This window comes from Amycolatopsis mediterranei (genome assembly GCF_026017845.1).
Taxonomy (GTDB): Bacteria; Actinomycetota; Actinomycetes; order Mycobacteriales; family Pseudonocardiaceae; genus Amycolatopsis; species Amycolatopsis mediterranei.
Map to the genome: position 1 here is coordinate 5,660,199 of NZ_CP100416.1, position 18,417 is coordinate 5,678,615.

General features: G+C 72.8%; 21 protein-coding genes. 11 read left to right on the forward strand and 10 right to left on the reverse strand.

Translation table 11 applies throughout. The annotated features are described in order from the left end of the window. Positions 1–39: 39 nt before the first annotated feature. Genes ISP_RS25280 through ISP_RS25295 form a run of 4 tightly spaced genes read left to right on the forward strand, consistent with a single transcriptional unit; the run spans position 40 to position 3,798 of the window. Positions 40–1,197: a CaiB/BaiF CoA transferase family protein gene (locus tag ISP_RS25280; RefSeq protein ID WP_013226683.1), complete on the forward strand. Its 1,158-nt coding sequence runs from the start codon at positions 40–42 to the stop codon at positions 1,195–1,197. Further along, a complete protein-coding gene (locus ISP_RS25285) occupies positions 1,190–1,984 on the forward strand; it encodes a citryl-CoA lyase (protein ID WP_013226684.1) in 795 nt (264 codons plus the stop codon). The genes ISP_RS25280 and ISP_RS25285 overlap by 8 nt, the downstream gene beginning before the upstream one ends. 11 nt (positions 1,985–1,995) lie before the next feature. Continuing rightward, positions 1,996–2,856, forward strand: a complete 861-nt coding sequence (locus ISP_RS25290) for a dioxygenase family protein (protein WP_013226685.1) — start codon at positions 1,996–1,998, stop codon at positions 2,854–2,856. Positions 2,857–2,862: 6 nt separating this feature from the next. Beyond that, positions 2,863–3,798 carry a quinone oxidoreductase family protein gene (locus tag ISP_RS25295; RefSeq protein ID WP_230468345.1) on the forward strand — a complete coding sequence of 312 codons (936 nt, stop codon included), beginning with the start codon at positions 2,863–2,865 and terminating at the stop codon, positions 3,796–3,798. 28 nt (positions 3,799–3,826) lie between these two features. Here ISP_RS25295 and ISP_RS25300 read toward each other — a convergent pair whose 3' ends face one another. From ISP_RS25300 to ISP_RS25315, 4 genes are all read right to left on the reverse strand, one after another. Then, positions 3,827–3,982, reverse strand: a complete 156-nt coding sequence (locus tag ISP_RS25300; protein WP_155258932.1) for a hypothetical protein — start codon at positions 3,980–3,982, stop codon at positions 3,827–3,829. 144 nt (positions 3,983–4,126) lie between these two features. Beyond that, positions 4,127–4,891, reverse strand: coding sequence for a hypothetical protein (locus tag ISP_RS25305; protein ID WP_013226687.1), 765 nt, complete (start codon positions 4,889–4,891; stop codon positions 4,127–4,129). Positions 4,892–4,944: 53 nt separating this feature from the next. Beyond that, entirely contained in the window at positions 4,945–5,478 is a 534-nt protein-coding gene (locus ISP_RS25310) for a carboxymuconolactone decarboxylase family protein (RefSeq protein ID WP_013226688.1), read from the reverse strand. Positions 5,479–5,578: 100 nt separating this feature from the next. After that, entirely contained in the window at positions 5,579–7,321 is a 1,743-nt protein-coding gene (locus tag ISP_RS25315; RefSeq protein ID WP_049878146.1) for a glycosyl hydrolase family 18 protein, read from the reverse strand. Positions 7,322–7,581: 260 nt separating this feature from the next. Here ISP_RS25315 and ISP_RS25320 point away from each other — a divergent pair, with 260 nt between their 5' ends. From ISP_RS25320 to ISP_RS25330, 3 genes are read left to right on the forward strand one after another with little or no spacing between them, the layout of a single operon-like run. Beyond that, the gene (locus tag ISP_RS25320) at positions 7,582–10,167 is read left to right on the forward strand and encodes an FtsX-like permease family protein (protein ID WP_013226690.1); all 2,586 of its coding nucleotides are present in this window, start codon (positions 7,582–7,584) and stop codon (positions 10,165–10,167) included. Next, positions 10,160–10,852 (forward strand): ABC transporter ATP-binding protein, encoded by a 693-nt coding sequence (locus ISP_RS25325; RefSeq protein ID WP_013226691.1) that lies wholly within the window; start codon positions 10,160–10,162, stop codon positions 10,850–10,852. Before ISP_RS25320 ends, ISP_RS25325 begins: the two co-directional genes overlap by 8 nt. Continuing rightward, positions 10,849–11,517 (forward strand): ABC transporter ATP-binding protein, encoded by a 669-nt coding sequence (locus ISP_RS25330; RefSeq protein ID WP_013226692.1) that lies wholly within the window; start codon positions 10,849–10,851, stop codon positions 11,515–11,517. Before ISP_RS25325 ends, ISP_RS25330 begins: the two co-directional genes overlap by 4 nt. On the opposite strand, the gene ISP_RS25335 is transcribed toward ISP_RS25330, so the two are convergent. Then, entirely contained in the window at positions 11,498–12,700 is a 1,203-nt protein-coding gene (locus ISP_RS25335; protein ID WP_176742146.1) for an FAD-dependent monooxygenase, read from the reverse strand. The genes ISP_RS25330 and ISP_RS25335 overlap by 20 nt on opposite strands. 146 nt (positions 12,701–12,846) lie before the next feature. On the opposite strand from ISP_RS25335, the gene ISP_RS25340 reads away from it, so the two are divergent. Continuing rightward, a complete protein-coding gene (locus ISP_RS25340; protein WP_013226694.1) occupies positions 12,847–13,200 on the forward strand; it encodes a VOC family protein in 354 nt (117 codons plus the stop codon). Positions 13,201–13,203: 3 nt separating this feature from the next. Here the strand turns inward: ISP_RS25340 and ISP_RS25345 are convergent, their stop codons facing one another. Beyond that, entirely contained in the window at positions 13,204–14,043 is an 840-nt protein-coding gene (locus tag ISP_RS25345) for an oxidoreductase (RefSeq protein ID WP_013226695.1), read from the reverse strand. Between the two features lie 97 nt (positions 14,044–14,140). Between ISP_RS25345 and ISP_RS25350 the strand changes: the two genes are divergently transcribed. Next, on the forward strand, positions 14,141–15,043 hold the full coding sequence (locus ISP_RS25350; protein ID WP_013226696.1) for a LysR family transcriptional regulator: 903 nt from the start codon (positions 14,141–14,143) through the stop codon (positions 15,041–15,043). Here the strand turns inward: ISP_RS25350 and ISP_RS25355 are convergent. Together ISP_RS25355 and ISP_RS25360 are read right to left on the reverse strand one after the other, a co-directional pair. After that, positions 15,031–15,366, reverse strand: coding sequence for a rhodanese-like domain-containing protein (locus ISP_RS25355; RefSeq protein ID WP_013226697.1), 336 nt, complete (start codon positions 15,364–15,366; stop codon positions 15,031–15,033). The genes ISP_RS25350 and ISP_RS25355 overlap by 13 nt on opposite strands. An 11-nt stretch (positions 15,367–15,377) precedes the next feature. Then, positions 15,378–16,007 (reverse strand): FMN-dependent NADH-azoreductase, encoded by a 630-nt coding sequence (locus ISP_RS25360; protein ID WP_013226698.1) that lies wholly within the window; start codon positions 16,005–16,007, stop codon positions 15,378–15,380. A 62-nt stretch (positions 16,008–16,069) separates the two neighbouring features. Between ISP_RS25360 and ISP_RS25365 the strand changes: the two genes are divergently transcribed. Together ISP_RS25365 and ISP_RS25370 are read left to right on the forward strand one after the other, a co-directional pair. Further along, on the forward strand, positions 16,070–16,702 hold the full coding sequence (locus ISP_RS25365) for a TetR/AcrR family transcriptional regulator (RefSeq protein WP_013226699.1): 633 nt from the start codon (positions 16,070–16,072) through the stop codon (positions 16,700–16,702). A 52-nt stretch (positions 16,703–16,754) separates the two neighbouring features. Then, positions 16,755–17,834 (forward strand): GDSL-type esterase/lipase family protein, encoded by a 1,080-nt coding sequence (locus tag ISP_RS25370; RefSeq protein WP_176742147.1) that lies wholly within the window; start codon positions 16,755–16,757, stop codon positions 17,832–17,834. A gap of 42 nt (positions 17,835–17,876) precedes the next feature. Here the strand turns inward: ISP_RS25370 and ISP_RS25375 are convergent, their stop codons facing one another. After that, positions 17,877–18,176 (reverse strand): hypothetical protein, encoded by a 300-nt coding sequence (locus ISP_RS25375; protein ID WP_013226701.1) that lies wholly within the window; start codon positions 18,174–18,176, stop codon positions 17,877–17,879. Then, positions 18,163–18,387 (reverse strand): hypothetical protein, encoded by a 225-nt coding sequence (locus ISP_RS25380; RefSeq protein WP_013226702.1) that lies wholly within the window; start codon positions 18,385–18,387, stop codon positions 18,163–18,165. The genes ISP_RS25375 and ISP_RS25380 overlap by 14 nt, the downstream gene beginning before the upstream one ends. Between the last annotated feature and the right edge of the window lie 30 nt (positions 18,388–18,417).

Below are 18,417 nucleotides of genomic sequence, written 5' to 3' on the forward strand. Positions count from 1 at the left end.
GACACTAGTCCGACAGGCGGACACGAGTGGAGGCGTCGCGTGGAACCACCCCCCGGCCCGCTGTCCGGGCTGCTGGTCGCGGACTTCTCCCGGGTGCTGGCCGGCCCGTACGCCACGATGCTGCTCGCGGACCTGGGCGCGGACGTCGTCAAGGTCGAGGGCCCGCAGGGTGACGAGACGCGCACGTGGATGCCGCCGGTGCGCGGGGACGTCTCGACCTACTACCTCGGCGTCAACCGCGGGAAGCGGTCCATCGCGCTCGACCTGCGCGACGAGGCCGACGCCGTCGTCGCCCGCGAACTGGCGGCCCGCGCGGACATCCTGATCGAAAACTTCAAGCCCGGCGGCCTGGCCAAGTACGGCTTGGACTACGAGACGGTCCGCCAGGCCAACCCGGGCAGCGTCTACGCCTCGATCAGCGGGTTCGGAGCCGGCGAAGGCGCGCACGTGCCGGGATACGACCTGATGGTGCAGGCGATCTCGGGCCTGATGAGCCTGACCGGCGATCCGGACGGCCCGCCGTACCGGGCCGGGATCTCGGTGTTCGACGTCATGGCGGGCAACCACGCGGTGATCGGCATCCTGGCCGCACTGCGGCACCGCGACGCGACCGGCGCGGGCCAGCACGTCGAGGTCAACCTGCTGTCTTCGGCGCTGACCGGGCTGGTCAACCACAGCTCGGCCTACGCCGCCGGTGGCGTGGTGCCGTACCGGATGGGCAACGCCCACCCCAGCGTGTTCCCCTACGAACCGCTGCCGACCGCCGACGCCGACCTGATCGTCGCCGCGGCCAACGACGGGCAGTTCCGCCGGCTGTGCGAAGTGCTCGACCTGCCCGACGTCCCGGACGACCCGCGGTTCGCCCGCAACGCCGACCGCACGAAGAACCGCGAAGAGCTCCGGCCGATCCTGGTCGAGCGGCTGGCGAAACGCGGTGCCGTCGACTGGTTCGACGCGCTGACGAAGGTCGGTGTCCCGTGTGGACCGATCAACACCATCGACGGCGGGTTCGCGATGGCCGAACGCTTCGGCCTCGACCCGATCGTCGAGGTCGGCGACGGCGACCGCGCGGTCCCGACGACCCGCCACCCCATCCGGTTCTCGGCGACCCCGGCCGGCTACCGGCTGCCGCCGCCGGAGCTCGACGAACACGGCGCCGAACTGCGGGCGTGGCTGACGGAGGCCGCCGATGGCTGACCCGGTCTACGAAACCGCCCTCGGCGCGTCCACAACGGACAAGATCACGCTGCTCGGGCACGACCTGGCCGAGGACGTCATGGGCACGGTCGGGTTCGGCGAGCTCGCCTTCTGGCTGGCGACGCAGCGACGTCCGTCCAAAGGGGAAACAAGGGTCTTCGAGGCGGTGCTCGCCGCGCTGGCCGACCACGGCTTCACCCCGACCGCGATCGTCACGCGGCTGACGTACCTGTCCGCGCCGGACTCGGTCCAGGGCGCACTGGCGGCCGGCCTGCTGGGCGGCGGGTCGCGGTTCCTCGGCGTCACCGAGGACTGCGGCCGGTTCCTGCACGACGTCCTGTCCGAAGTGGACACCCGGCCGGCCGGTGACGGCGAGTGGGACGCGCTCGCGCTGGAAACCGTCGAAAAGCGCCGTGCGGAAAAGAAGTTCGTCCCCGGCCTCGGGCACCACGTGCACAAGGACGGCGACCCGCGCACCCCGCGGCTGTTCGCCATCGCCGACGAGGAGGGCCTGCGCGGCCCGCACCTGGAGCTGTTCGCCGCGATCGGCCGGGTGCACCCACGGGTGCTGGGCAAGACGCTGCCGCTCAACGGGGCCGGCGTCTGCGGCGCCGCGCTCGCCGACCTCGGCCTGCCGCTGGAGCTGCTGCGCGGGTTCGCGCTGCTGGCCCGGACCGCCGGGCTGATCGGCCAGCTCGCCGAGGAGCTGCGCCACCCCGTCGCGAACGACATCTTCCTGTCCGTCGACCTGAACAACCGGTCGGTCCCGCCGGATCCGCACGCGTGAGAGGAACGCCGATGCAGCTGGTCACCGAGGACAACATCACCGAGCTCGCCGCGCAGCGCTGGGCGAGCGCGCACGACCCGCGGACGGCGGAGGTGCTGGCCGCGTTCGTGCGCCACCTGCACGCCTTCGCCCGCGAAGTGCGGCTGAGCGAGACCGAGTGGATGGCCGCGATGCGGTGGCTGACCGAGACCGGGCGGATCAGCGACGAGAAGCGGGAGGAGTTCATCCTCGCCTCCGACGTGTTCGGCCTGAGCATGCTGGTGGTGCAGATGAACCACGCCTTCGACGCGAAGGCGACCCCGGCGACCGTGCTCGGCCCCTTCCACATCGAGGGTTCGCCGGAGAAGGAGTTCGGCGGCGACATGTCCGACGGCCTGCCCGGCACGCCGCTCTACGTCACCGGCACGGTCCGCGGCCTGGACGGCTTCCCCGTCGTCGGCGCGGTCCTCGACGTCTGGCAGGCTGACGAGGAAGGCGCGTACGAGTCGCAGGTCGCCGACGTCGACGAGGCCCGGCTGCGCGCGAAGTACACCAGCCGCGCCGACGGGACCTACTGCCTGCGCACCATCGCGCCGAAGGGGTATTCGATCCCGATGGACGGCCCGGTCGGCGCGCTCGTCCGGGACACCGACATCAGTCACTTCCGGCCCGCCCACGTGCACTTCCTGATCAACGCCGCCGGGTTCGAGCCGCTGATCACGCACCTGTTCCAGGAGGGTGCGCAGTACCTGGACAGCGACGTCGTGTTCGGCACGAAGCAGGAGCTGGTGGTCGCGTTCGAGCCGCGCGAGCCCGGGCCGACGCCGGACGGCGGCGAATCGGCGCAGCCGTGGCTCGAAGCGCGGTACGACTTCGTCCTGCAGCCGGTGTGACCGACGGTGCGCGCGGCTGAGGTCCGGACGGCCGGGCAGCCCCCGGTGGTGGCCGAACGGCCGGAGCCGGCTCCCGGGCCCGGTCAGGTCGCGGTGCGGGTGACGGCGGCGCCGATCACCCCGCTCGACCTGCTATGCGCGTCCGGCACGTCCTACTTCGGCGTGCCCGCCACGCCCTATGTGCCAGGAGTACAGGGCGTCGGAGTGGCAGCGGGGGCGCCGGTCTGGTTCGCCACGGCGGCGGGCATGCGCCCGGGTGACGGCAGCATGGCCGAGTGCGCCGTGGCCGCGTCCGCCGACGTGGTCGCCCTGCCGGAGGGAGCCGATCACGCCCTCGTCGCGGCGCTCGGGCTGTCCGCGGTCGCGGCGTGGATGTGCTTGACGGGCAAGGGAGAACTCGCCGCGGGTGAGACGGTGCTGGTGCTCGGCGCGGGCGGCGTGGTCGGGCAGTCGGCCGTCCAGCTGGCGCGGGTGGCCGGAGCCGGCCGGGTGGTGGCGTGCGCGCGGTCGGACGCGGCGCTGGCGCGGGCCCGCCGGCTCGGAGCCGACGGCACGGTCCGGCTCGAGGACGGCGAAGACGCCGAAGCGCTGGCACAGCGGCTCGGCGCGGTGGCCGGGCCGGTCGACCTGGTGATCGACCCGCTGTGCGGGCTCCCGGCCGCGGCGGCGCTGCGCACCCTGCGCCCGGGCGGACGGCTGATCAACCTCGGCAGCGCGGCCGGCGAGGTGTGCCCGGTCCCCTCGGCCGTCCTGCGCAGCCGGTCGCTGCGCATCCACGGTTACACGAACAACGAACTCACCACCGACGAGCGCCGCGAAGCGCTGCTGACCGTGGTGGCGCAGACGATGGCGGGCGCGCTGACGGCCGGCTACGAGCGCGCCCCGCTGCAGGACGCGGCCCGGGCGTGGAGCAGCCCGGGCCGCGTCGTGCTGGTGCCCTGAAACGGGCGTCCGGCGGTGACCTCTGTGGTCACCGGCCCCCAGGACCGGGTTGCGGCACGTCGCCGATGTAGGGACCGCCGCCCATCCCGCCGACCGGTTGTGGGTCATTCGTCGCGGACGCCACGGGGGCGAGCACGACGAGCGCGGCCGCGGTGAGCAAAGCGGCAGCTACAGCACGTTTCATCGATGAGCTCCTTCGCGTTCCCCCGCATTCTGCGGGATCCGGCTTCCAAACCGCTTCCGTTTCCCGGAATCCACCGTCGCCGTGGCCGAGCCCGAGTGGATCGGCCGCGCACGGTGGCCGGGCGAGTGCGGCGAGCGATCACCGTCACCCAGGCGGGCTGAGGTGCTCGCAGAGAGCGGTGGGGAACTTCGGTTCGACAGCCAGGATTTCGGCGCAGCCGCCGCCCTTGGCCCCGGCGAAGCTCTCCCAGAAGCTGCCCGCCCAGCGGTAGGCGACCCGCGTCGCGGCCTGGCCGCTGTGCCGCTGCAGATCGTGGACCAGCCAGTTCTGGTCGCACGCCCGCGTGGTACCGGGGAATTCGGCTTCCGCGCTGAACTCCAGCTGCCCGACATACGCCGGGTCGCAGTGGTCGGCGGGCGGGTGGCAGCCGACGTACCGGTCGCACCGTTTCCAGCCGCCGGACACCAGTCCCCAGCTTTCGGCGTCGTTGACGATCACCGGCCGCTCCCCGATCGGTGCGGCCGTCCGGAACGGGAAGTCGGCCGAGGCCTGCTTGCAGTCCGGATCGGGCCGGGGCCGGTACCGGACGCCGGCGTCGATGCGGTCGCCGGCCTCGGTGACCTGGGTGTGCGGTGCGTCGGCGCAGGTCGGCAGGTTGACGTGCAGCACGGCGCTGTGGTCGTCCGGGCCCGGCCGGACGTCGGTGACATACGCGGTCCCTTCCGACGGTGGGCCCGACGGCAGGACCGTGGTGCTCGCCGGGGTGGTCACCGGGACGGTGCCGGGCGTGGTGTCCGGCGCGGCGGTGCTCTTGTACGGGATGTTCAGCGCCAGGAGCAGCCAGAAGACGAACCCGCCCGCGGCGAGCACCCCGACCGTCCACAGTGCGGGCCGCACGAATTTCGCCATCGAAGTTTCCCCCCTTCAACGGCGGGAGCCTATCCGAAGCCGCAAATCCGGGATCAGCGGCCGTAGCCTTCGGCGGCCAGGACCTTCCCGATCTGAGCGTAGACCGCCGGGTCGTCCGGGGCCACCGTGGCGAGGCCGTCGACGTAGCGGTTGAACATGCAGAACGCGGCGGCGATCAGGACCGTGTCGTGCAGCTCGACGTCGGTGACGCCTTCCGCGCGGGCCGCCGCGACGAGCTCGGGGGTGACGGCGCGGCCGGTCTCGCGCGTGGCGAGGGCGATCCGCAGCAGCGCCTTCATCTTCTCCCCCACCGGTGCGTCGTCGATCCCGACGCAGGCCGCGTCGACCACCGCGCGGCCGCCGTCGAGGGTCTCGGCCGCGGCGGCCGCGTGGCTGCCGTGGCAGAAGCGGCACTCGTTGCCGTTCGAGACGACCGCCGCGATCAGTTCGCGCTCGCCGACGGTCAGGCTGCTCGGGCCGCGCAGCAAGGTCTGCGCGAGGTGGTTGAGCGGGACGGCGGTCTCCGGCCGGAAGGCCATCAGCGACCGGATGCCGGGCAGCTGCGGGTCGAGCGGGATGTGCGGCATCGGTTCCTCCTGGCTGGCGAAAGATCGTCCCCCGCAGTCTCGCGCCCGGCGGCGGCCCGGCCAACCTCCGTGTTGCCCAACCGGGCCGCCGCCGGAAGCCTCAGCCGAGGGAGAAATCGTCCGCGTAGACGGCACTTTGGCCGTACCAGCCGTGGACGTACACCGTCACCGCACCGGAAGCGCCGGTCGTGAACGGCACCGACAGCCGCGTCCAGCCACTGCTCGAGGTCCACGCGCTCGCGGTGGCCCCGCCGCGGACGCCGACGTAGGCGTAGCTGCCCTGGACCCACGCCGTGAGCGTGTAGGAGTGGTTCGGGGCGAGCGTGACGTTCTGCGCCGCCTCGCCGGTGGCCGACGCCGAGGGCGTCACCTGCAGCGCGTGGGTGCCCGAGTGGGCCGGTGCGGCGACGATCGCGTCGCCGGGGGCGGTCCACGGGCTCAGCGCACCGGTTTCGAAGCCGCCGTTGACCACTCCGCCCGCGGGCGGAGTGCCCTTGACGGTGAGGGTGAAGGTGGTGCTGTGGCGGCCGGAGGCGGCGGTGCCGGTCACGGTGAGCGGGTAGCTGCCGGGAACGGCGGCCGAGGTGGTGCCGGCCGAAAGCGTCGCGCTGCCGCCGGCGGTCACCGAAGCGGGGCTGACCGATGCGGTGATGCCGGCGGGCGCGCCGGTGACCGACAGCGTGACCTGCTGGGCGGAGCCGGACGTCACGGCGGTGGTCACCGTCGCCGTCACCGAGCCGCCGGGGTCCACCGCGGCCGAGGCGGGGGCGGTGGTGAGGGAGAAGTCGTTGCCGGGCAAGGAAGTGCCGCCGGTGAAGGGCTCGAAGGCGTGACTGAAGAACCAGGTGTCCTGGGCGATGCCGGAGCAGTTGTCCGCCGCGGCGCCGCCGGGGCAGCTGCCGTTGTCGCGTTGCAGCGCCCAGAAGGAGAGGGTGCTGATGCCCTTGGCGACGGCCCAGTCGTAGACGGTGGCGGCGTCGGCGGTGGTGAAGGTCTCGGCCGGGCCGAAGTCGTCGACGCCGATCATCTCGGTGATGCCGACCATCGCCCACAGCTGCGCCGGCGTCTTGCCCGGGTAGAGCGCGCCCAGCTGCGAGACCAGGCCGTTCGCGGCGGTCTGGGTGTCGGTGGCCATCTCGTGGGCGGCGTTGTCGTAGTAGTCGAAGGTCATCATGTTGACGACGTCGACGCGGGTGCCGTTGGTGACGGCGTTGCGCAGCACGTTCAGGCCGCTGTCGGCGAGGCCGCGGGTGGTCGTGGGCAGGGTGTAGGAGATCTGCAGCGGGCGGCCGGAGGCCGCGGCCCAGTCCTGGACCTTCTTGATGGCCTTGTTGCGGCGGTCGATCCCGGCGGTGTTGGTCAGCGAGTTGTCCTCGATGTCCATGTCCAGCCGGGGGACGTCGTAGGTGGTGATCACCGACTCGTAGGCGGCGGCGATCGAGTCGGCTCCTCCGCAGCTGTCGGCGATCTCGGTGCCGGTGTTGTCGGCGGTGTAGCCGCCGAAGGACGGGATCACGTCGCCGCCGCGGGAGCGGATGGTGGCGATGTCGGCGCCGAAGGTGCCGGTGGAGATCGGCATCCCGGTGTCGCCGTTCCAGTACACCGTGCAGGAGCCCTTGGTGGCGGCCTGCAGGAACGCCATCGTGAGGTGCTTGGCGCCGGACTGCTGCGCCAGCGCGGCGGGGCTCTCGCCGGTCCAGGCTTCGAAGTACGGCGCGAAGACGTGCGCGGGCAGCGGCGTGGCGGCGTGGGCGGTGCCGGCCGCGGCGACCAGCGAACCGGCCGAGAACGCCGCCAGGGCCAGGGAAACGGACAATCGGGCGAAAGATCTGTGTCGACGCATCTGCGCTCCACAGCCGGCGGGGAGCCGTGCGGCGGCGGAGCACGGCGGGAACGCGTTCAGGATTGGATCAGACCAATCAGCACGTCAAGGGTCTAGACCACTAAACCGGCCGGATGGCGGCAATGATTGCTCGGGGGCCACCCCTCGACGCGAACACAAGGGGTGAGCAACGATCATGACAAAAACGTTCCAACCGCGCGGGGTGCCCGGTAGCGTCCTGGTCCATGCGGGTGGCGTGGGGGAAGAATGGACGACGCACAGTGACGAAGCCGTGGCGGGCGGCCCCGAAGGCCGCCCTCTCGAGCCCGCTGACGCTGGTCGTGGCGGCGGTGACCGCCCTGCTGGCGTGTTTCCTCGGCACGGCCGCGGTCCTGCAGGCGTCCGCGGCCGGCGGTGCGACGGTGCGGTACCAGACGGGCATCACCTGCCCGGACAGCTACGGCCCGATGTTCGGCAAGGGCAACATGCCGGTGCGGGACATCCCCGCGGTGACCGGCGCGATCCGGCGGCACGCCGGCGCGCACGGGTTCGGCGCGCCCGTCGTCGGCCAGTTCACGAACGTGCTCCCGCGTACCGAGTTCAACGGCGACCCGCACTACAAGATCCGCCTCGGCTACCGCGACCAGGTGGGCCTGGACAACCTGACGCTGCAGCAGGGCACGCGTGCGCCGGGACTGTGGCTGGGCAACGTGGTGGCCGGCGCCGAGCACATCGGCGTCGGCACCAAACCGAGCCTCCAGGGCGTTCCGCTGCCGCCGGTCACCGGCATCTACGGCGACCTGCTCGACCCGCCGCCGCGGTGGTGGTGCTCCCAGCAGTCCGGCGCCGTCATCGACCGGCTGGTGGACGACCCGATCGACTCCATCGTCTTCGCCACCGACCGCAAGACCTTCGACGACACGATCAAGGCGATCGGCCTGCCGACGATGCAGTACTTCCACGTCTCCTTCTACGAGCCGGCGCCGACGACGCTGAGCGCGGCGGAGGACCTCCTGCAGCGCTCGCAGGACCTGGTCGCCGACGTCCGCGCCGACCTGACCGCCCAGGGGCTCGGTTCGCTGATCGCCGCCGAGGTCCCGACGTTCCAGCGTTCGGTGCAGATCTCCCGCCAGGCGCAGGACAACGTGTTCGTCTCGATCCTGCCGCTCGCGCTGATCAGCGTCCTGGTCGGCTGCGCGGGCCTCGGCACCGTCGCCCTGCAGTGGTACCAGCGGCGGCACGCGCAGCTGCGGCTGCTCTCCGCGCGCGGCAGCGGCCCGGCGGCACTCGGCGGGCTCGCCGTCGCCGAGCTGGGCCTGCCGATCCTGCTCGGCGGCGCGGCCGGCGCGATCGCGGCGCGGCTGCTGCTCGGCGTGTACGGCCCGCCCGGCGCCCCGGATCCGACGGCCGAACTCGGGGCCGCCGGCGTCGCGGCCGTGACGCTGGCCGTGTCACTGGCGCTGTTGGCGCTGGTCGTCGCGGTGCGGGTGCACCGGGAGTTCGAGCTCGGCCGGATCCGCCGCGGCCGTGGCCGGCGAATCCGGCTGCTGGCGTACTTCCCGTGGGAGCTGGCGGCCGCGGGCATGGCGTGGCTGGGCTGGACCCGCCTGGCGCACTACGGCACGACGTCCCGGCTGGGCAACCCCCTGCCGCAGGTGGACCCGCTGGCCCTGACCTACCCGGTGTTCGTGGTGCTGACCGTGGGCCTGCTGACCGCGCGGCTGGCGTGGCTGGCGCTGCACGCCTCGCACCGCGCCCGGTTCTGGTCGCGCCCGGCGCTGCAGCTGGCGATCCGGCGGCTGGCCGGCGCCCGCGCCCCGGTGACCGGGGTGCTCGTCATCGGCACCCTCGCCATCGGGACGCTCGCCACCGGGATCGGCATCGCCGACGGCCAGGAGGAAGCCCTCGACACCAAATCGGCGATCTTCGTCGGCAGCAACGCGCGGCTGGACACCGACAGCCCGATCGGCATGGGCCAGGTCCCGATGCCCGCGTCGCTGGCGGGGACCAGCACGGTGGTCGGCGAGCTGACCGGGACCGGCAGCGTGGTGCTGGTGATCGACCCGGCGACGTTCGCCCGCGGCGCCGCGGTGGACCGCGTGCCCGGCGACGACCTGGCCGGGCTGCTCGAGAAGATCTCGCACCCGGACCCGCGCGGCACGCCGGTGATCCGGGTCGGGCACACGGCCAAGCAGGACGCCCGGCTGCCCGACGACCTGCCCGCCGCGGTCGTCGCCGGCGACCTGCCGGTGTTCCCGATGATCGGCACCTCCCCCGGTTACGTCGTCTCGCGCACGGTGCTCAGCCACGCGCAGCTGGACGGCATTCCGAAGTGGAGCGTGCTGACCACGGCCCCGATGGCCGAGGCGACCACCGCGCTGCGCGCTGCCGGGGTGTTCATCCCGAACCGGATCAGCCGCGAGTCCGCTTTGGACGGTCTGCCGTTCTTCGTGGTGTCGTGGACGTTCTCGTTCGTCGCGCTGCTGGGCGCGGTGCTCGGGGTGGTGGCGATCCTGGCGCTGCTGGTGGCGGTCGAAGTCCGGCGGCGGCAGAACGCGCTGGCCGGGGCGCTGGTGCTGCGGATGGGCATGCGGCCGCGGACGCTGCTGGCCAGTCACCTGATGGAGCTGGGGACGCTGAGCGGGCTGGCGATCGTCGTCGGCGTCGTCTGCGGGGTGTCGGTGGCGGGCCTGTCGGTGCCCCGGTTCGACCCGGCGACGTTCCTGGCGCCGCGTTCGGAGCTGCCGGATCCGTTGCCGTTCGTGCTGACCGTCGTCGTGATCGGCGTGGCGGTGGTCGCGCTGGCCGGCTGGATCGCGGTGCGCTCGGTGCGCACCGCCCGGACCGCGGAGCTGATCCGTGCCTGAGAAACCGATCTTTTCCCTGCGCGGCATCGGCGTCGACTACCCGACGCCCACCGGGGTCGTCACCGGCGTCGACGACGTCAGCCTCGACGTACCCGCGCGCGGGATGACCGTGCTCGCCGGCCCGTCGGGGTCGGGGAAGTCGACGCTGCTGCGGGTGCTGGGGCTGTTCGAGCCGCCCGCGCGCGGCACGCTGACGTTCCAGGGTGCCGACGTCCGCAAGCTCAAGCACCGCGAGCGGCGGGCGTTGCGGCGCCACCACCTGGGGCTGGTGTTCCAGAACCCGGGCGACAACCTGCTGGGCTACCTGACCGTGGCCGAGAACCTGCACGCCGCGGCCGAGGCCGCCGGGACCGAGTGCCACCCGGACGACATCCTCGGGCAGCTGGGCCTGGCCGGCACCGGCGGCTGGAAGATCCCGGCGCTGTCGGGCGGGCAGCAGCAGCGGCTGGCGTTCGGGTGCGTGCTCGCCGCGCGCTCGACGGTGATCCTGGCCGACGAGCCGACGTCGCAGCTGGACGAGGCGTCGGCCGACCTGGTGCTGGACACGCTGCGGTACCTGGTGGACCAGGATTTCGCGGTCCTGGTCGCCTCCCACGACGAACGCCTGATCGACCTCGGCGCGCGGGTGGCCCGGCTGCACAAGGGCGCGCTCGAGGGCGTCGAAGAACGGGAGCTGCCGGCATGACAGTCGTGGAAGCGGTCGGGCTGCGTCGCAGTTTCGCCCACCCCAGCGGGGACATCGAGGTGCTGCGCGGGCTGGAACTGCGGGTCGGCGCGGGTGAGCTGGTGACGGTGTCGGGCCGGTCGGGGTCGGGCAAGAGCGCGCTGCTGGCGCTGCTGTGCGGGTTCGACTCCCCCGACTCCGGCTGCGTGCTGCTCGACGGCGTCCCGATCAGCGGCGCGCCGCCGTGGCACACCTGCGCGGTGCTGCCGCAGGCGCTCGGGCTGGCCCACGAGCTGACGATCGCCGAAAACGTCGCCCTGCCGCTGCGGCTGCGCTCGGACGTCCCGCGCCCGTCGCGCTCGGCGATCGCCGAACGGGTCGCCGGCCTGCTGGACGAGCTGGGCATCGGCGAGCTCGGCGACCGCTACCCCTTGGAGGTCTCGTTCGGGCAGCAGCAGCGGGTGGCGCTGGCCCGCGCGGTCGCCGGCCGGCCGCGGGTCCTGCTCACCGACGAGCCGACCGCACACCTGGACGCCGGCTCGACGCCCCGGGTGCTGCGGTTGCTGCGCCGGTGTGCGGCGGAGGGGGCGGCGGTGATCGTGGCCACCCACGACGAGGAAGTCCACCGCATCGCCGACCGCCGCGTCCGCCTGCTCGACGGAGTGCTCACCGCCCTGCTGGACTGACCGGATTCGCGGAGTCCGGCACACCGGCGTAGTCCGGCAGCTCGACGCCGTTGAGCGCCCGCTCGATCAGCGGCATGAGCGCCTCCATGTCGGGCTCGGCGTGCGCGGCGGCGCCGTCGCGGCTCTGCACGTGCAGCCGGCCGATTTCCTGGTTGGCCTCGACGTACGGCCGCATCCGCGTCTCGTAGGCGGCGAACCCGGCCTCGGGGTCCCACCCGGCGGCGGCCAGTTCGCCGGCCAGCAGGTAGGCGCCGACCAGGGCCAGGCCGGTGCCCGCGCCGGACATCGGCGAGGAGCAGAAGGCCGCGTCGCCGATCAGCCCGACCCGGCCGGCCGACCAGCGGTCCATCACCACCTGGGCGACCTGGTCGAGGTAGAAGTCCGGGGTGTCGTCGAGGTGCGCGAGGATGCGCGGGGCTTGCCAGCCCAGGCCGGCCATCCGCTCCCGCAGCAGGTTCTTCTGCGCTTCGATGTCGCGGTGGTCGACGTCGAAGCCGTCCGCCGGGAAGGACAGCATGGCCATCGCCCGGGTGGGATCCTTGAGGGGCCGCAGGCCGGCGGACCGCCCGGACCCCGGCTCCTGGTAGTCGATCATCCAGCGCTCCAGCCCGAACTCGTTGGGCACGCTGTAGAAGGCCAGGACGAGCCCGAGGTGGCGGAGGAACCGCTCGCGCGGCCCGAAGACCATCCCGCGCAGGGCGGAGTGCAGTCCGTCCGCCCCGATCACCAGGTCGAAGCGCCGCCGGTCGCCCTTCGCGAAGGTGACGTCGACCCCGTCCGCGTCCTGGCCGAGTTCGGCGATCCGGTCGTCGAAGACGTACTCGACCTCGTCGCACGTGTCGTCGTGGAGCACCTGGGACAGGTCTCCGCGCAGGATCTCGATGTCCGCGATGTAGCCGTCGCCGCCGTTGTCCTCGGCGCTGAAGGTCTCCAGCACGTTCCCGTCGACGTCCACGGTGTGCGCGCCGGCGGTCTCGGTGCGGGCCGCGCGCACCGCGGCGTCCAGCCCCATCCGCTTGATGACTTCCTTGGCCACCCCGCGCGCGTCCACCGCCTGCCCGCCGGGACGCAGCCCGGGGGCCCGTTCCACGACGGTCACTTCGGCGCCCCGCCGCCGCAGCCAATGGGCCAGCGCGGGTCCCGCGATGCTCGCCCCGGTCACCAACACCCTGTTCCCGCTCACCGCGGTCCCCCCATCGCCGTCGGATGCCGGTCCGGAGTGTAGCGGCGGTGGCCGCACCAACCGATCAGGAATCGAGAAGCGCTGGTCAACGGGCCGGGAATAGCGTCGTACCCGTACCGCAGACCACGACTTCAGGAGCACCGAAGATGAGCACCCAGGGGATCAAGACCGTCCTGCACCCCGTCACCGACCTGGCCGCCGCCAAGGCCGTCTACTCCGCGCTGCTCGGCATCGAGCCGCAGGCCGACGCGCCCTACTACGTCGGCTACGACGCCGGAGGCCAGCACATCGGCCTGGTGCCGAACGGTGCGCAGCAGGGCATGACCGGGCCGGTGACCTACTGGCACGTCGACGACATCGAGGCGAAGCTCGCCGAGGTGACCGCGGCGGGCGGGACGGTCAAGGACGAGCCGAAGGACGTCGGCAACGGGCGCCTGGTGGCGACCTTCACCGACGCCGACGGCAACGTCCTCGGCGTGCTGCAGGACGCACAGGGCTGAGACCTAGTCGAGTGCGGTGGCCCGGCTGACCTCCTCCCAGGCGGCCAGGTCCGCCGCGACGGTCTCGTGGTGGGCGCGGATGGCTTCGACGGCGTCCGCGCCCAGCGCGAGCCGCAGCGGCGCGTCGTCGCTGCCGACCGCTTGGACGATCGCCGCGGCCGCCTTGGCCGGGTCGCCGGGCTGGGTGCCGTCCATGTTTTCGACCGCTTCGCGCGTTCCGCCGGTCGACACCGCGTAGGCGTCGATCGTGCGGGAGCGGTGCATGCGGCCGCCGCCGAACTCGGTGCGGAACGCACCCGGCTCGACGATCAGCACCTTGACCCCGAACGGCGCCACCTCCGCGGCCAGCGCCTCCGACATGCCTTCCAGGGCGAACTTCGCCGCGCAGTAGGCGCCGAAGCCGGGCAGGGACACCTGGCCGCCCATCGAGCTGATCTGCACGACCGTGCCGCTGCCCTGCGCGCGCAGGTGCGGCAGCACCGCCTTGGTGACCGCGACCGCGCCGAAGAACATCACGTCCAGCAGCGCGCGCAGCTCGTCCATGGTGAGTTCTTCGACCGCGCCGACCGAGCCGTTGCCGGCGTTGTTGACCACGACGTCGATCCGGCCGAACGCCTCGAGCGCGGCCTTCACCGCCGCATCGATCTGCCCGGCGTCGGTGACGTCCAGTGCGGCGGTCCGGAGCCGGTCGCCGCCGCGGTCCAGCAGTTCTTCGAGGGTTTCCGGGCGGCGGGCGGTGGCCAGCACGCGGTCGCCCGCGGCCAGTGCGGCCAGCGCGATCTCCCGGCCGAAGCCGGCGGAGCAGCCGGTGATCAGCCAGACGCGGCCGTCGGTGTTCGTCATCTTCGTTTCCTCCCAGTGCTTTCCTCCCTTCCATCCTGGGGATGATCACGGCCGCGGCGCCAACACCGATGTCCTGCCGCGGCTACAGTCTGAGCCTGTGACCCCCGAGTTGCGGCAGCTCCGCTACTTCGTCGCCGTCGCCGAGGCGACCAGCTTCACCCGCGCCGCCGCCGGCCTGCACCTCGCGCAGCAGTCGCTGTCCCAGCAGATCACCGTGCTGGAACGGGCCCTCGGCGTCCGGCTGTTCGACCGCGACGCGCGCGGGGCGCGGCTGACCGCCGTCGGCCGGCTGTTCCTGCCCGAGGCCCGGGCGGTGCTGGCGCGCGCCGAGGAAGCCGTCGCGACGCTCGGGCGGGCGGTGCGCGGCGAGATCGGCGACGTCCGGCTCGTCTTCCTCGCGACGACGGCGAACTACCTGCTGCCGCCGGTGGTCCGCGCGGTGCGGGAGCGGTTTCCCGGGCTGGCGGTGACCACGGCGGAGGCATCGATCGCCGAGCTCGTCGAGGGCCTGCGCGAGGGCCGGTTCAACCTGGCGTTCACCCGGCCGCCGCTGGTCGGCGACCTGGTGTCCCGGACGCTGCTGACCGAAGAGGTGTGCGCCGTGCTGCCCACCGGCCACCCACTGGCCGGACGGGCCTCGCTGAAGCTGGCCGACCTGGCGGACGAACCGTGGGTGCTGACCCCGCGCGGCAGCTGGGAGCCGTGGCACCGCGGTTACGACGCCGACTTCGCCGCGGCCGGCTTCACCCCGCGGGTGGTGCAGCGGGCCGCCACCGTGCAGGGCCTGCTCGGGCTGGTCGCGGCCGGGGTCGGCGTCACCCGGCTGGCCCGTTCGTCGCACAGCCTCCGCCGCACCGGCGTGGCGTTCGTCCCGCTGGAGGGCGATGTCGCCCGCACGGAACTGGTGTGGGTGCCGGGCAACGACAACCCGGCGGTACGGTCGATCGCCGACGTCGCGGCCGAACTGGCGGCGGCCACGGACCTGACTCAGGCGGGCTGACCGCTTTCGGTGGGCAGGCCGGCGCGCACCCAGTCCTCGATGCCCGCGGCGTACTTGCGGACGTCGGTGTAGCCCAGCCGGGCCAGCTGCGCGGCGACCTGGCCACTGTTGGCACAGGCGGGGTTGGAGCAGTAGGTGACGATCGCGGCGGCCTTGTCCGGCAGCAGCCGGGGCGCCTCGGCCGCGACGTCGCCGGCGACGAGGTTGATCGCTCCCGGCAGGTGCTGTGTCGTGTAGGAGGACTCGGGCAGCGCGTCGACGAGGACGAGGGTGCCGTCGGCGAGCCCGGCGCGGACCGCTTCGCGGTCGATGGTCTCGGTCACGGTTTTCCCTTTCAGAAGGTCTTGGCGGCGTCGCGGGCGGCCGCGTCGGCGACCCGGCCGAGTTCGCGGGCGTCGCCGGTGAGAGTGGGGTGGAACCGGACCTCGGTGACGTCGTCGATGCCGGTCCAGTTCAGCCAGCCGGTGAAGAACGGCGACTGGAAGTCGGCGCCGAACTCCGGGCCGAGGCCGGGGGCCCACACGGCGCTGGTGTAGATGACCGCGGCGCGCTTGCCGCGGCCTTCGAGCAGGCGCCGGTAGCCGGTGACCGGGTCGACGCCGAAGATCCAGCCGGGCTGGGACACGACGTCGACGAACTGCTTGAGCACGTACGGCACGCCGGAGTTCCACATCGGCACGCTGAACAGGATCCGGTCGGCGGCGTCGAACCGGGCGAACGCCGCCTGCGCGGCCGCCCAGGCTTCGGCTTCCCCGCCCTGCGGGGTCCCGCCGCCGAAGACGGTCATCTTGGCGCGGGCCGCGGCCGGGCCGAACGCGGGAAGCGAGCCGTCCCAGAGGTCCCACTCGTCGACGTCGGCGTCCGGGTGGAGGCTGCGGTAGGTGTCCAGGAAAGTAGCTGCCAGGCGCAGCGATGCGGACTCTTCCCCTCGTGGGGACGCGGAAATGTGCAGCAGATCGGGCATGCCGGGGCTCCTCGGACGGGTGCCGGCTTTCGCCGGGCGAAGAATCGGACTAGAGTCCGCTTATGTCCTCGAACCGTAGCGGACCGCAGTCCGCTTCGTCAACGCCCGCCGAGCTGCCGGTGCTCGGCGCCCCCGTCCGCGAGCGGGCGGACGCCGCCCGCAACCGGATCCGGGTCCTGCAAGCCGCCGAGAAACTCTTCGCCGAACGCGGCGTCGACGCGGTCACCATGGACGACGTCGCCGGGGCCGCCGGCGTCGGCAAAGGCACGCTCTACCGCCGTTTCGGCGACAAGAGCGGCCTCGCCATGGCCCTGCTCGACCAGCGCGAACGCGAGCTGCAGGAACAGATCCTCACCGGCCCGCCGCCCCTGGGCCCCGGCGCGGAACCCGCGGACCGCCTCGGCGCGTTCATCGAGGCCTACCTCGACCTCCTCGACCGGCAGCTGGACCTCGTCCTGCTCTCCGAGACCGCCACGACCGGCGCCCGGTTCCGGACCGGCGCGCACACCCTGTGGCGGCAGCACTGCCGGCACCTGCTCGAAACCGGCGGCGCGGACGGTGCCGGGATCGCCGCGGACGTCCTGCTCGCGGCCCTCTCCGCCGAGCAGGTCCGGCACTGGCGGCGGGACCGGGAGATCAGCTCGGCGGCGCTGGCGCAGTCCCTCGTCCGGCTGGTGCGGACGTGGCTGCCGTGACGCACGGTGTCCGAAGCCGGAGCCGATCACCCGATCCGTAGAATCGACGGCAATGCGACGTCTTCGGTGGTACTGGGGAGCCCTCGTCCTCGCGTGCGTGGCCTTGCTGGCCGGGTCCTTCGTCTTCTTCGGCTCCGAAAGCGAGCCCGGGCAGCCGCAGCCGCGGCAGGGCCCGCCGGGCACCGGCCCGCTCACCGTCGTCGCCATGGGTGACAGCACCGTCTCCGGCGAAGGCGCCGGCCAGTACACCGCCACGACCAACGGCCAGGGCGGCAACTGGTGCCACCGCTCCCCCAACGCCTTCGCCGGGAAGATCGCCGCCCCCGGCATCACCGCGCACGTCAACCTCGGCTGCTCCGGCGCCCCCGCCGAGCAGGTCGCGCTCGGTGACGTCAAGCAGTGGACCGAGGGCTCGCAGGCGCAGCAGCTGGCCGCGCTGGTGAAGGACCACCGGGTGGCCGCGGTGGTGATCGCGGTCGGCGCGAACGACGAGCCGAAGTTCTCCAACCAGGTCAACGACTGCTTCAAGGCGTGGTTCGACGCCGGCGGCCCGCCGTGCAGCACGGCACTGAAGCAGACCTGGCAGTCCAAAGTGGACGCGATGGTGCCGAAGGTGGCGAAGGCCGTCTCCGACGTGAAGGCGGTGCTGGCCGCCGCCGGTTACGTCCCGGCGGACTACCAGCTGATCCTGCAGTCCTACGCGGCCCCGATCGGCCCGGACCTGCCGGAGAACCTGCGCACCCTCGACGGCTGCCCGTTCCGCACCGAAGACCTGCGCTGGATCGCCCAGACCGGCATCGGCGTGTTGTCCTCCGGCCTGAAGGCGGCCGCCCGGCAGACCGGGGCCCGCTTCCTGGACCTGGCCAAGGCGGGCGTCAAGCACGAGGCCTGCAGCGGCGGCGCGAACCCGGCGACGGAGTGGTTCACCCGGCTGACGCTGCAGCTGGCCGACCTCGCCCAGGCCGAGCGCGCCGGGCACGCGCTGCAGGAGTCGTTCCACCCCAACGCCGCCGGCCACGCGGCGATCGCCAACTGCCTGACGGAGTTCATCGCGGCCAAGGACGGCAATGCCTCCTGCCTGGCCGGCGCGGACGGCAAGCTCCACGCGGTCCCGGAGGTCGTGGCCCGCTGACCCCGAGGGCCGGTTCGCGTACCGACTCTCCGGGTACGCGGGTCAGAGGTCGAGGGCGGCCCGCAACGCGATGTCGATGCGCTCCTGGACGTCCTGGTCGATCTCGGCGATCCGCTCGTCGAACCACGGGCGGTAGAGCCGGGTCAGGTTGAGCGTCGACACCCAGTAACGGGCGTCGACCGCCACGCCGAGGATGTCCATCGGGTCGCGATCGAGGAGCTCGGTGCCGAGCAGCCAGGGCCGTTCGGACTCGTTCACCCCGTCCGAGGACAGCAGCACCACCGTGCGCTGCCGGGCCGGATCGGTCGGGGGGTGGTACGTCCAGACTTCACCCCTGCGCACGCAGATCCTTTTCCGCCGCGTTGCGCTCGGCCTCGTCCGATTCCGCGACGGCCGGTTCCGGCCTCTGCGGGGTGTAACCCGTGCGCACCGCCTCGCGCCTGGCCGCCTTCGACAGCCAGGAGGAGACCGAGATTCCGTGGGCTTTCGCGGCTCGTTCGGCGAATTCCAGCGCGCCGCTGTCCAGCGAAAGAGTGACCTTACGTGTTGCCATACCTTTTACCGTACCAGCGCCCCGGCCGCC

What these genes read in the sequence shown, in the direction of transcription:
- ISP_RS25380 (WP_013226702.1), bottom strand. Translation starts at nt 18,387, where the DNA reads ATGGCAACACGTAAGGTCACTCTTTCGCTGGACAGCGGCGCGCTGGAA.
- ISP_RS25300 (WP_155258932.1), bottom strand. Translation starts at nt 3,982, where the DNA reads ATGAAACGTGCTGTAGCTGCCGCTTTGCTCACCGCGGCCGCGCTCGTC.
- ISP_RS25305 (WP_013226687.1), bottom strand. Translation starts at nt 4,891, where the DNA reads ATGGCGAAATTCGTGCGGCCCGCACTGTGGACGGTCGGGGTGCTCGCC.
- ISP_RS25285 (WP_013226684.1), top strand. Translation starts at nt 1,190, where the DNA reads ATGGCTGACCCGGTCTACGAAACCGCCCTCGGCGCGTCCACAACGGAC.
- ISP_RS25365 (WP_013226699.1), top strand. Translation starts at nt 16,070, where the DNA reads ATGTCCTCGAACCGTAGCGGACCGCAGTCCGCTTCGTCAACGCCCGCC.
- ISP_RS25310 (WP_013226688.1), bottom strand. Translation starts at nt 5,478, where the DNA reads ATGCCGCACATCCCGCTCGACCCGCAGCTGCCCGGCATCCGGTCGCTG.
- ISP_RS25345 (WP_013226695.1), bottom strand. Translation starts at nt 14,043, where the DNA reads ATGACGAACACCGACGGCCGCGTCTGGCTGATCACCGGCTGCTCCGCC.
- ISP_RS25315 (WP_049878146.1), bottom strand. Translation starts at nt 7,321, where the DNA reads ATGCGTCGACACAGATCTTTCGCCCGATTGTCCGTTTCCCTGGCCCTG.
- ISP_RS25370 (WP_176742147.1), top strand. Translation starts at nt 16,755, where the DNA reads ATGCGACGTCTTCGGTGGTACTGGGGAGCCCTCGTCCTCGCGTGCGTG.
- ISP_RS25290 (WP_013226685.1), top strand. Translation starts at nt 1,996, where the DNA reads ATGCAGCTGGTCACCGAGGACAACATCACCGAGCTCGCCGCGCAGCGC.
- ISP_RS25340 (WP_013226694.1), top strand. Translation starts at nt 12,847, where the DNA reads ATGAGCACCCAGGGGATCAAGACCGTCCTGCACCCCGTCACCGACCTG.
- ISP_RS25330 (WP_013226692.1), top strand. Translation starts at nt 10,849, where the DNA reads ATGACAGTCGTGGAAGCGGTCGGGCTGCGTCGCAGTTTCGCCCACCCC.
- ISP_RS25360 (WP_013226698.1), bottom strand. Translation starts at nt 16,007, where the DNA reads ATGCCCGATCTGCTGCACATTTCCGCGTCCCCACGAGGGGAAGAGTCC.